The sequence below is a fragment of the Dactylosporangium salmoneum genome (genome assembly GCF_039532525.1).
In the GTDB taxonomy this organism is placed as follows: domain Bacteria; phylum Actinomycetota; class Actinomycetes; order Mycobacteriales; family Micromonosporaceae; genus Dactylosporangium; species Dactylosporangium salmoneum.
In genome coordinates this window covers 148123-159965 of sequence record NZ_BAAARV010000034.1, presented here as the reverse complement: position 1 = coordinate 159965, position 11843 = coordinate 148123, and the positions used below count along the sequence as shown (strand labels likewise).

The following is an 11843-nucleotide window of genomic DNA, read 5'->3' as shown; positions in this document are numbered from 1 at the left end:
GCGGCCGCGGCCGACGGCCACAGCGGCCCGTCCGCCCCCGCGGGCGCGTCCGCCGCGGGCGCCGTCAGCGACAGCAGCGCCCCCTCGGCCACCACGATCTCGGGCTGCTCGGTGATCGTCGGCGCGATCCCGAGCGAGCGGTGCAGCATCGTCGCCACCAGCGGGATGCGGCTGCCGCCGCCGACCAGCAGCACCCCGGCCACATCGCCGGGCGCCACGCCGGCCTGTCGGATCAGCGCGGCCGTGGTGAACACCGTGCGCTCCAGCAGCGGCTTGGCCGCCGCCTCGAACTCGTCGCGGGTCAGCTGGGCGTCGACGTTGAGCGGCTCCGGCATCTGCAGGACCACCGCGGGCGCCCGGGACAGCATCTCCTTGGCCACCCGGGCGTCGTGCCAGAGCATCCGCCGGTGCCGCAGCGACTCGGCGTCCTGCGCGTCGGCCATCCTGGCCCACAGCTCGGGGTCGCCCGAGGAGTACCGCTCCCCCAGCCACCGCACGATGGTCGCGTCGATGTCGAGCCCGCCGACGTCGGTGAGCCCGTCGACGGCCACCGTCTCGAACCCGACCGGCCGGCGCACCACCACGCTGGCGTCGAACGTGCCGGCGCCGAGGTCGTAGACGACGAGGGCCTTGCCGGTCGGCACCTGCTGGCCGAGCACCGCGGTGAACGCGTGCGCGGCCGCGACCGGCTCCGGCACCAGCAGCGCCGCGCCGAGCCCGGCCCGCTTGGCCGCCTCCGCGAGCACCGCCTTGCGCGCCGTGCCCCACCCGGCCGGGTGGGCCAGCGCGACCGAGAAGTCGTCGGACCCGGCCACCCGCCGCGCCTCGGCGAAGACGAACCGCAGCACCGCCGCGATGAGGTCGGTGACCGCCACCTCGCGCGCGCCGAGCAGGATCGCCTGCTCGTCGATGTGCTGCTTCGGGTTCGGCTCCAGCCCCGCCGGGTCGAACCGCGCGTGGTGCAGCGCGTCCCCGCCGACCACGAGGTCCCCGGGCACGGGGGTGTCCGCCGGGGTCGCGGCGGCGGCCGGACCCGGCTTGGTCGGGGCGAAGACGGCGGACGGGAGCAACGGGTTGGCGTCGAACAGCAGCGGCCTGACGCGCCCGTCGGGCCAGCGCATGAGGGCCACGGTGTTCGAGGTTCCGAAGTCGATCCCGAGCCCGAAGGCCGCAGACATGCCCCCCATCCTAGTTGGGCGGGGAGCCCCCAAACGATCGCGTTTCGGACGGTACGGGCGCCGTCCCGGACAGCTCCCGATAGGCCGCGAGGACGAGTTCGGTCCGCCCGGCCACCTCCGCGATGGGGTCCGCGCCGCCGCCGGCCGCATCGGGCGAGTTGGATGGGCCGGGCAGCCCGGCCGCCAGCAGCGCCCGCACCCGCTCGACCCGCTCGTGCCCGCGCACCGACTGCGACAGCCGCCGTAGCGCACCGACCCGGGCCGCGAACTGCGCGTCCAGCTCCCGCCGGCGCTCCCCGAGGGCGGCCCGCCGCTCGTCGACCTCGGCGAGCAGCGCGGCGTCGGCCAGCCCGGCGGCGGCCGCGTCGAGCTCGTCGAGGTACCCGGCCAGCCGGGCCCGCTCCCGGGCCAGCTTGGCCAGGTGGTAGCCGGTCAGCGCGAGCGTCGGCCCGATGTCGGCCGGCTCCGCCATGGCGCCGAGCGACGACCACCCCTGCCGGATCTCCCCGAGCAGGTCGGCCGCCCCGCGCCACTGCGCCGCCCACTCCCCTTCGAGCCGGACGCCGGGCCCCAGCCGGTACCGGACCACACAACCGACTCCGGCGAGGAGCCCGGCGGCGACGAGCAGCCCGGCCACGGGCGCGATGGGCCACAGCACCAGCCCGGCGAGCGGCACCAGCCAGGCCCACCAGGTCGTGCCGGCCGCACGCCGGGGATCGCGAACCACGCACACGGTTCGCCGCCCCACTTCGTGCCGCCCCATCGGCACATCATGCCCCACCACGGGGCGCTTCCAACCCACCCGCACCCTGCGGCGTCTTATCCCGAAAAGTCGGGCGGCGGCGCGCCCGGATTTGCGCCGCTTCGTCCGATCAGGTCAGCAGCAGGGCGTAGAGCAGGGACTCCGCGATCCAGGCCGCGTACAGCAGCGCCGGCGCCGAGGGGGTGACCGGCGCCGGGGGCAGGGAGACCACGTCGCGGATCCGGGCCCGGGCGCGCGCCGCCGCCCGCTCCGCCGACAGCCGCAACGCCCCCGCGAGCTGGCTGCCGGTGCGCTCGTCGCCGGAGAGGAACCGCGGCAGGAGCGAGTGCTCGCCGCGGGCGGCGACGACCAGCCCCGTGCCGTGGTGGTCGGTCTCGATGGTCACCGCGCCGTGGTGGTCGGCCCGCACCGCGTGCACGTCCGACCAGACCAGCAGCCGGGCGCCGACGCTGCCCACCACGCTCACCCCGGCGCCGTTCCAGCTGACCCGCGGGCGCAGGAACAGGCGCCACCCGGCGAGGCAGGCGGCGGCGACCATGGGGGCGGCGACGGCGGCCGCGGTCCAGTACGACAGCCGCGGCAGCAGGTGCGCCAGCAGCACGAGGAACGGCCAGGTGGAGCCGACGATCACCGCGTAGCCGGAGAACCGGTTGTGGCGGTGGGTGTGCACCGTCTCCGGGTCCGCCGAGACGTCCTGCGGGCGCAGCGCCATGATCTCCTCGGGGCGCAGCGGGAGGCGGGCGGCGTCCACGGACGCGTCCGGGTCGGCGCCGCCGAACATCGGGGCGAAGCGGCCGCTGCGGACCGGGCCGCGCGGGACCAGCAGCTCGCCGTCGACCGTCACCGCGCACCACTGGCGCTGGGCCGGCACGCCGAAGAGGACGCCGGGTCGGATGTCGTCGGAGCCGTGGCGGGTCAGGGCGAAGAACTCGACCAGGGCCGACTCGCCGGGGCGGGCGTCGGTGGCGTAGACGGCGACCCGGCCGCCGAGCGCCCAGACGTACACCTCGGTCGCCGGCTGCTCCCCCGCGAACAGGGCGCGGGCGGCGACGCCGCGGGCGCGGGCGCGGGCCAGGCAGGCGGCGGCCAGGGCGGCCAGCAGCACCGCGAGGCTCAGCCAGCCGCTGGTGTCGTAGGGCTCGCTGACGAGCTGGAAGAGCCCGTCGCCGGCGACCAGGACGGCGACGTGCGAGCCGACCGGGTGCTCGGCGGCCTCGGCGACGGTGACGCGGGCGGTGCCGCCGGGGAGGCGCACGTCGAGCGAGTACGGGTCCGGGTGGCCGGTGACCTCCGCCGTGACCCGCGCGGCGCCGTCCAGGCGGGCATCGGCGCGCTCCTGCGCCCGCAGCGACCCGGCGGTCACGCCGAGCGCCCCGAGTAGCAGCAGTACCGCGAGCAGCCGCCAGCCCGTGCCGTACCGCGGCAGAGCGGAAGGCACCGGGGGCGCCCGGTGCGACGTGGTGGCCGCCCACATCTCGGCCCCGCTGCCCAACCCGGGCGGGGCCAGGCGCGCGGCGACGAAGGCGAGCACGACGAGCGCCGCGTCGGCGCCGGTGACCCAGGCCGGGGAGGCCAGGTCCGGGTGCGCGACCTGCCACAGCACGTCGGCGGCGAGGAACGCCCCGGCCAGCCAGGCGGTCACCGGCAGCGACACGAAGGCGACCAGCGGCAGGGCGCAGATCAGGCCCAGCAGCACCGCGTTGAGGTCGTCGGGGCCGCACGGGGCGGCGTCGCTGCACTCGATCGGCGGGTCGTAGACCAGGTGCAGCGCGACGGCCGCGATCGCGGCCGCGGCCACGAGGAACGCGCGGGCGCGGCGGCGGCGCGCGGGGCGCACGGTCCAGCCGAAGACGTCGGCGGTCAGCAACGGGGTCATGTGCCGCCATTCTCCCGAGCGCGCGCCACACGGCCGCCACGGGGTGCCGCCGAAGCCGAGGGAGAGAGCGAGTTCCGGGCGATTTGTACCCGTGGACCAGTCGTGATGTTCACGGTAACGTCCCTCCGTGAAAGCGCTCTCTCACATTCGTGGCGCGTCAAATCCCGTCTCGCGAGGCCGACGCCCTGGGCCAAGGACCAGGTCAGGCGGCGGTCCCGCAACCTGTCGGCGGGACGGCGCCCACCATCGGAAAGTAGGTCGCGTTTCATGGCATTGGTCCCCGCCAGGTCCGCCGGGTCAGCACCGCAGGGGCGCCGGCACCGCCGGTGGTTCGCCCTCGGCGCTGCCGTCCTGCTGACCGCAGTCGCCGCCGTCTCCACCCCGGGCGCCGCGGCCGCGTCCCCCTCGAAGTCGAGTGGCCAGCCCGACTTCGGCCCCAACGTCAAGATCTTCGACCCGTCGATGACGGTGGAGCAGATCCAGACGACCGTCGACGCCATCCACTCGGAGCAGGTCGACAACGAGATGGGCACGCAGCGCTACACGCTGCTGTTCAAGCCCGGCACGTACGGCACGGCCGACCACCCGCTGATCTTCCAGGTCGGGTACTACACCGAGGTCGCCGGCCTCGGGCTCAACCCCACCGACGTGGTCATCAACGGCCACGTCGACGTGTACAACCGCTGCCTCGCGGCCGACAACTGCCTCGCGCTGGTCAACTTCTGGCGCTCGCTGTCCAACCTCACCATCAACGTGGCCGGCGAGTCCGGCTGCCGCTCCACCGGTGAGTTCTGGGCGGTGTCGCAGGCGGCGCCGCTGCGCCGGGTGAAGGTCAACGGCAACATGACCTTCATGGACTACTGCACCGCCGGCCCGCAGTACGCCAGCGGCGGCTTCATGTCCGACTCGGTGACCGGCTCGCTGGTCAACGGCTCGCAGCAGCAGTTCCTGGTCCGCGACAGCAACATCGCGTCGTGGTCCAACGCGGTGTGGAACCAGGTGTTCAGCGGCACCGTCGGCGCCCCGGCGCAGCAGTTCCCGAACCCGCCGTACACCACCGTGGACGCCACCCCGGTGAGCAAGGAACGGCCGTTCCTGTACGTCGACGCGCAGGGCAAGTGGAAGGTGTTCGTGCCTTCCGTGCGCAAGAACTCGTCCGGGGCGACCTGGGCGAACGGCCCGACCGCCGGCAAGTCGCTCCCGATCTCGGACTTCTACCTGGCCAAGCCGTCCGACTCGATCACCGCGATCAACATCCAGCTGGCCCTGGGCAAGAACCTGATCTTCACGCCCGGGGTGTACAATGTCGACCGCTCGATCCTGGTCTGGCGGCCCGACACCGTGGTGCTCGGCATGGGCATCGCGACGCTGACCGCGGTCAACGGCGCGGTCCCGATGTGGCTGGCCGACAGCAAGGGCATCGACGTGTCCGGCCTGATGATCGACGCCGGCACCGTCAACTCGCCCGCGCTGATGCAGGTGGGCACCAAGCTCGGCGGCGCGCTCAACCTGGGCGACCCGAACGATCCGACCGTGCTGCACGACGTGTTCTTCCGCGTCGGCGGCCCGCACGTCGGCAAGGCCGACGTGAGCCTCGAGGTCAACTCGGACAACGTCATCCTGGACGACATCTGGGCGTGGCGCGCCGACCACGGCGTGGCGGGCTCGGTCGGCTGGGATATCAACACCGGGCGCAACGGCGTCATCGTCAACGGTGACAACGTGGTCGCGACGGGGCTGTTCGTCGAGCACTACCAGCAGTACAACGTCATCTGGAACGGTGAGCGCGGCAAGACCATCTTCTTCCAGAACGAGCTGCCCTACGACCCGCCGAACCAGGCGGCGTGGCAGCACAACGGCGTGCTCGGCTGGGCCGCGTACAAGGTCAGCGACAAGGTGAAGACCCACGAGCTGTGGGGTGGCGGCAGCTACATCTTCACCAACGTCGACCCGACGATCCACGCCGCGCACGGCTTCGAGGTTCCCAACAAGCCGGGCGTCAAGCTGCACGACGTGCTCACGGTCAACCTGAGCGCGGGCACGATCGACCACATCGTCAATGACACCGGTGCGCCGGTGAACAACGACGCGATCGGCGTGCCGTCCTACCTGGCCAGCTACCCGGCCAGCTGATCGCACGAAGCGGCGCCCGGTCTCTTGCGAGGCCGGGCGCCGTTTCTTTGTGCTCAGCCCGTGTAGCCGGCGAAGATCTTCGAGAACTCGTACGGGGTCTGCGGCACGTTGGTGCACATGTACAGGGCCCCATTGCAGGCGTTGCGGTCGCGGGTCGCCTCCCAGAAGGAGAGCATGCCCAGGTGGTTGGTCTGGGCGAAGGAGACCAGCTGGCGGGCGTCGTTCTGGTCGTACGTCCCGCCGTCGTCGTTCTTGCCGAGCATCGGCGTGACGCCCAGCATGCGCCAGACCTGCGCGTCGGTCTTGCTCGGGTACAGCCCCTTGAGCTGGGTGAAGGTCGACTGGGCAGCCTGCACCGCGAAGTTGCCGTAGTCGCCGCTGGAGCGCTGGTAGTCCATCGCCATGACGTTGACCAGGTCCAGGTTGACCCCGGCGTCCCGCGCCGAGCGCACCACGTTGACCCCGTCGCTGGTCAGCCCCTCGGGCAGCACCGGCAGGGTCAGCGAGATCTTGACGTTCGGCCGGGCCGCCTGCAGCAGGGCCAGCGCCTGCGACCGGCGGGCGATGGTGGTCGGGTCGGCCACCGCGGCGCCCTCGATGTCGAGGTCGATGTACTTCAGGCTGTAGGCGTCGACGACGGCCTGGTACTCCGCCTCGACCGCGGCCGGCGTGGAGCAGGCCTGCGCCAGCTCGATGCCGCTGGCCCCGCCGAAGGAGATCTTCACGTCCCCGCCCCGGGCCCGGATCGCGTCGATCTGGTCCTTGGCCCAGGCGGCCCGCGGGTCGTAGGCGTTGAACCACGAGGCCTTGCAGCCCGCGCTGTTGACGAACGCGAGCGTGAAGTTCTTCAGGTTGCCGCCGGTGGCCATGTCGGTGAGCGTCGGGGTGGGCCAGGCGCCCATGTCGACGTACGGCGCGACCGCGAGGGTCGTTCCGCCGCCGCCCCCGCCCCCGCCGCCCCCGGCCTGCGTGGTCGCGCTGACCTGGTTGCTCGCCGCCGAGGTGTTGCCGGCCGCGTCGCGGGCCTTCACCGTGAAGGTGTAGGCGGTCGACGCGGAAAGGCCGGAGACGGTACCGCTGGTGCCCGTCACCGACGCCGCGAGCGTGCCCGCGCGGTAGATGTCGTACCCGGCCACCCCGACGTTGTCGGTCGAGGCACCCCAGGACAGGCTGACGCTGCTGGACGTGGTCCCGGTGACCGCCAGGTTCGTCGGCGCCGTCGGGGCCTGCGTGTCCACCACCCCGGCGCACGAGGCACCGTTGATCTTGCAGTTGGCCGGCTTGCCGGACCCGGAGACCAGGAACCCGAAGGTGGTCGACGCGCCGGGCGCGAGGTCCCCGTTGTACGTCCGGTTCGTCGCGGTCACGTGCGTGCCGCTCTGGCTGGCCAGGGTGTCCCAGTAGCTGCCGAGCGTGGCGCCGGACGGCAGGTCGAACTCGACCTTCCACGTGGAGACGGTGGCGGCCGTCCCGTTCGCGATCGTGTACTTGGCCTGGTAGCCGGAGCCCCAGTCGGAGTCGTAGCTGAGCGTGGCGGTGAGCGAGCCGGCGGCCTGCGCCGGGTTGGCAACGGCCGCGATACCGCCGGCGGTCACCAGCACCGCCGCGGCCGCAAGCGCGAGCCGGAGTCGAGATGCCATGCACTGCCTCCCATGTGAGGTGTCTATCGAGGAGGACCCATTGAGGCACAACGATAAAGAAACTTAACTAAAAGTCAATGCCCCGCCCACACCCGGCACCGCGAAGCGGCCAGGTAGCAGGCGGGGGCTCACCCAGGGCGGCGGCGACCTCGGCCCGGATCAGGTGGCCGCCCAACGCCAGCCACCACAGGGAGAGCAGGTGCCGGCAGCCGGCGTCGAGCCAGCGGGCGGCCTCGGCGACCTCCCGCTACCCCTGCGTGAGTTCCCGGCGCAGCGGAGCGTGGCCCACGAAGCCGGCGCCGGGAACGGGGCGGTCCTGCAGGGAGGTCGCGGCGAGGCGGCGGGAGCGGGCGGCGGTCAGTTCCATCGCACGCACGCCATCAACGGACCTGCGCGGGGGCGGCCGGACAAGACTTCTAATGAAGCCAGGAAGCGGGGTCGGCGTCGAAGATGGTCTCGGTGAAGGTCCAGCGGTGGCCGGCGAGGTCCTCGCACTGGTACTGCCGCTCGCCGTACTCGAAGTCGGTCGGCTCCATGACGATGCGCGCGCCGTGGGCCCTCGCCAGCTCACAGTGCGCCCGGGCGTCGTCGACCCGCACCATCACCGCGTGGGTCACGCCCTCGCCGGACGGGGGGCGGCGGTCGCTGCCCGTGTCGGCCACGATCACCGCGCCGGCCCCGAAGGTCAGCTGCGAGCGGTGGTCCTCGCCGATGCGCAGGCGCTCGGCGAAACCGAAGGCCGCCGTGAGCCATGCCACGGCCGCCCGCACGTCCGGGTAGGTCAGCACCGGCATCACCTGAGCGGCCGGAATACTGCGGTTTTCATGCATGCCGATGAGTCAACCACCGGCGGCCCGGGCTAGAGAATGAATCGCTTGTCTGCGAGCGGTCCGGCCGGGCCCACCTCGACCGGGAGCCAGAAAAGGTCCTCCGAGGCGTCCTCCGGCTCGACGCTCACCTGCTGTTCCCTCGCGTCCTTGCTGAACACAGCGCTGTCCATGTCACGGGGGCTACCCCTTGTGGGTACTTACAAACACATTGCGAAAATCATCACTTCCTGAGCCCCGGATCCGTAGTCCCGCGTGCGCTTCTCCAAGGTCAGGCCGGTCTTCTGGGCGACGCGCTGGGAGGCCACGTTGTCGGGGTGGATGATCGCGATGAGCCGGCGCACGCCGAGCGCGTCGCGGGCGTGGTCGCGGCAGGCGATGGCGGCCTCGGTGGCGAGGCCGCCGCGCTGCAGGCCGGGCGCCACGTGGTAGCCGACCTCGACCTCGTCGACGCCGTCGACGCGCTGGATGGTGAGCCCGCAGTCGCCGGCGAACGCGCCACCGTCGCGCAGGTGCATGATCCACAGGCCATGGCCGTCCTGGCGGTAGCGGCGCTGGTTGACCTCGATCCAGCCGAGCGTCTCCGACCGGGTCTTCGGGCGGGGGTAGTACCGCATCACGGAGGCGTCCCCGAGCAGCCCGGACAGGTCGTCCAGGTCGCCCGGGGTCATCTCGCGCAGGACGAGCCGCGGGGTCTGCGGGACGGCCATCACTCGATGTACAGGTTGACCACGGCGCTGATCGGCAGGGCCAGCATCACCAGGAGGAAGGCCAGGAGGGCGGCGGCCCCGCGCTGCTGCTCAGCGTGGATCGTCTTCAGGGTGCACGCGCCGGTGAGCACGAACCAGTCGATGAGGTACCGCGCCACGTACAGCCCCACGTAGGCCACCCCGAGGGCAACTCCGAAGCCGGCCAGGCTGTCGGGCCAGGTGGTGAAGTCGCCGGCCATGGCCCCGTAGAGGATCAGGCCGACCGCGGTGAGCACGCCCGCCGACTCCATGCCCTCGGTCACCCCGCCGGTCGCCATCTCGGCCCGCAGGTTGCCGTACGAGACCAGGCTGTGCAGGTAGAAGGCGATGACCAGGCCGGCGATCCCGGCGACGGTGAACACGGCGATCGACGTGAGCGAGGTGCGCAGGTTGGGCGCGTGGCCGATGAAGGTGGCCCGCACGACCAGGGCCAGGCCGAGGTAGAAGCCGAGCCGGACCAGGCCGACCGACAGCGGCACGGCGTTGAGCTCGCCGATCTTGGTGGCCCGGGTGCGCAGGATCATCCAGTCGGTGATCCAGAAGCCGAAGATCGCCAGGAGGGTGGCCCAGACGACGCCGCCGCCGACCCAGGCCAGCGAGCTCCAGCTGTGCAGGTCCTGGCCGACGAGGCTGGACACGCCGATGACCTGCACGGCGACGAAGCCGACCCGCTGGACCAGGTAGCCCCAGTTGGCCCGCTGCCACAGCTCGTAGTGGTCGTCGAACGAGGTGGCCGCGTTGAGCAGCCACCAGCCGCCGCCCAGCGCAAAGATCACGATGAGCACCTGGAGCACCGCGATCAGGGCGGCGGTACCGTTCATGCCGTCACATCCTCATTGGGACGAATCTATGCCTAATGAATGCGAGTCTTTGGTTACTGCGAGAAATCAATGGTGTGCGGGACGAAATGGCTCAGGTTGTCGGTGATGAGGCCCGCGCTCTCCCGGATGCCGAGGCCCGCCGGCTCGCCGTCGATCATCCATACGCCGAGCACGGGATGCCACTCGCCACCCCGCGGATCCGGGTACGCGGGTAGCGGGGCGAAGGCCTGGCACACGTAGGGGCCACCGTAGTCGCCGGGGGCGCTGGCCACCGTGACCCCGTCGACCACGATCTGGACGTTGGCGCCCTCCCGCCCGAGCAGCGGCTTGCGCACGTAGGACGTCATCCAGCCGGGCTTCTCCGACTCGAAGTACGCCGGCAGCAACAGGTCGCGGCGCTCGGGGTCGTCGCCGTACAGGTGCCACAGCACCGGCAGGAGGCCCTTGTTGCTCCAGAGCATCTTGTAGGGCGGCTCGATCCAGACGGTGCTGTCCCGGCGCGGGTCCGCCATGTCGCGGAAGCACTGCTTGGCGAACTGCTCCTGCAGCATCCACTCCCACGGGTACAACTTGAAGATGACGTCGATGTGCTGCCCGTCGGGGTCGTAGAAGCGGTCCCCCGCCTGCACGTCGCCGGCCCCGATCTGGTCCATCCAGATGAACTTCGTGCGGTACCCCATCGGCTCCAGCGCCTGCCGCGCGGTCTCCATGAGGTACTCGGTGTTGAACAGGTCCTCGCCGCTGTCCTCCTCGCGGTCGCACGCGAAGTGGATGGTGACCGGGCTCAGCAGGTGGGTGCGGGCCTGGCGCAGCCGGGTGACGTTGCGCTTCCACGCCTCGACCAGCCCCTCGTGGATGAGGTTCCACTGGTCCTTGCCCTGGCCGGTCTGCTCGTGCCAGTACCACTGGGAGATGGCCGCCTCGGGAAGCGCCGTCGGCGTGTCGGCGTTGAACTCCAGCAGCTGCGGCCGGCCCGCGTACTCGCCCGCGTAGCGCAGGTCGAAGCGGCCGTAGACGCTCGGCGAGAAGTCGCCCTTGGAGCGGCCGCCCGGCTCGGTCTCGTCGTCCCACCAGGTGCGCTTGATCTGGTCCCAGGCGAGCTCGGGGATGCCCAGCAGCTGGAACATGTTGTGGTCGACGATGAAGTCGCCGGCGGCGACGCACATCTCGAACAGCGTCGCCGCCCCGGTCGACAGCGCGTCGATCTCGGCCGACGTGAAGTCGTAGAACGGGCCCTCGCGCCAGTAGGACATGGTGCCGCCGTCCGGCGTCGGGGTGTCGTTGTAGACGACCCCCTGCGTGGCGAGCTGCTGGCGCCAGTCCGGCCGGACGATCCCGTCGGCGATGCGGCGCACGTCAGCTCCCCGAGCTGCCGTGGCTGCTGCTGCCGAAGCCCCCCGAGCTCACGTGGCCGTTGCTCACGTGCCCGGTGGCGGGCAGGCCGGCGTTCGAGCGGCCGATCGAGTCGGTCGAGGAGACCCGGCTGCCGCCGCTGAGGCGGTAGCCGGGCATCCGGCCGCGGCCGTAGCTGCCCGTGTAGTAATAGTGGCCCGGTGTGCCGTCGTCGCAGCGTGCGTCGGGCACGACCACGCCGTTCTGGTCCGCGCAGTAGGTCTGCTGCTCGCGGCCGCACGCGGCCAGCCCGCCGGTGGTGGCCAGTGCCGCCAGGGCGAGGTAGCTTCGTCCCAGCGGAACCGACTTGGATCGCCTCATCGTCTGCTCCCTCAGGTGTGCCTCTGCACGGTAGATGACCTTCGCAATCGAGGCGACCCGACGGGACAGTGTCCGACAGTGTCGGGTGCAGCGCAAGAGAGCGGGCGTGCTCGTCGCCGTGCACCGGCCGCGGCGCCCAGAAG

Annotated in this window: 11 protein-coding genes; 1 reads left to right on the top strand and 10 read right to left on the bottom strand. The window is 72.0% G+C overall.

Going from position 1 to position 11843, the window contains the following annotated elements:
• The 3 genes from ABD352_RS24290 to ABD352_RS24280 all read right to left on the bottom strand — a co-directional run.
• A partial coding sequence (locus ABD352_RS24290; RefSeq protein WP_344614770.1) for an Hsp70 family protein occupies positions 1–1178 on the bottom strand: 1178 nt, incomplete at its 3' end.
• A 10-nt stretch (positions 1179–1188) separates the two neighbouring features.
• Positions 1189–1941 carry a hypothetical protein gene (locus tag ABD352_RS24285; RefSeq protein ID WP_344614769.1) on the bottom strand — a complete coding sequence of 251 codons (753 nt, stop codon included), beginning with the start codon at positions 1939–1941 and terminating at the stop codon, positions 1189–1191.
• A gap of 109 nt (positions 1942–2050) precedes the next feature.
• Positions 2051–3817: a PH domain-containing protein gene (locus ABD352_RS24280; protein ID WP_344614768.1), complete on the bottom strand. Its 1767-nt coding sequence runs from the start codon at positions 3815–3817 to the stop codon at positions 2051–2053.
• A 267-nt stretch (positions 3818–4084) separates the two neighbouring features.
• Between ABD352_RS24280 and ABD352_RS24275 the strand changes: the two genes are divergently transcribed.
• Positions 4085–5950 (top strand): adenylyl cyclase, encoded by a 1866-nt coding sequence (locus ABD352_RS24275; RefSeq protein ID WP_344614767.1) that lies wholly within the window; start codon positions 4085–4087, stop codon positions 5948–5950.
• 53 nt (positions 5951–6003) lie between these two features.
• Here the strand turns inward: ABD352_RS24275 and ABD352_RS24270 are convergent, their stop codons facing one another.
• From ABD352_RS24270 to ABD352_RS24240, 7 genes are all read right to left on the bottom strand, one after another.
• Positions 6004–7590: a cellulose binding domain-containing protein gene (locus ABD352_RS24270; protein ID WP_344614766.1), complete on the bottom strand. Its 1587-nt coding sequence runs from the start codon at positions 7588–7590 to the stop codon at positions 6004–6006.
• 416 nt (positions 7591–8006) lie between these two features.
• The gene (locus ABD352_RS24265) at positions 8007–8420 is read right to left on the bottom strand and encodes a VOC family protein (RefSeq protein ID WP_344614765.1); all 414 of its coding nucleotides are present in this window, start codon (positions 8418–8420) and stop codon (positions 8007–8009) included.
• 29 nt (positions 8421–8449) lie between these two features.
• Positions 8450–8590 (bottom strand): hypothetical protein, encoded by a 141-nt coding sequence (locus ABD352_RS24260; RefSeq protein ID WP_344614764.1) that lies wholly within the window; start codon positions 8588–8590, stop codon positions 8450–8452.
• A gap of 27 nt (positions 8591–8617) precedes the next feature.
• On the bottom strand, positions 8618–9127 hold the full coding sequence (locus ABD352_RS24255; RefSeq protein WP_344614763.1) for a GNAT family N-acetyltransferase: 510 nt from the start codon (positions 9125–9127) through the stop codon (positions 8618–8620).
• On the bottom strand, positions 9127–9987 hold the full coding sequence (locus tag ABD352_RS24250; protein WP_344614762.1) for a DUF350 domain-containing protein: 861 nt from the start codon (positions 9985–9987) through the stop codon (positions 9127–9129). Before ABD352_RS24250 ends, ABD352_RS24255 begins: the two co-directional genes overlap by 1 nt.
• A gap of 53 nt (positions 9988–10040) precedes the next feature.
• Positions 10041–11342, bottom strand: coding sequence for a glutathionylspermidine synthase family protein (locus ABD352_RS24245; RefSeq protein WP_344614761.1), 1302 nt, complete (start codon positions 11340–11342; stop codon positions 10041–10043).
• A 1-nt stretch (position 11343) separates the two neighbouring features.
• Positions 11344–11700 (bottom strand): hypothetical protein, encoded by a 357-nt coding sequence (locus ABD352_RS24240; RefSeq protein WP_344614760.1) that lies wholly within the window; start codon positions 11698–11700, stop codon positions 11344–11346.
• Between the last annotated feature and the right edge of the window lie 143 nt (positions 11701–11843).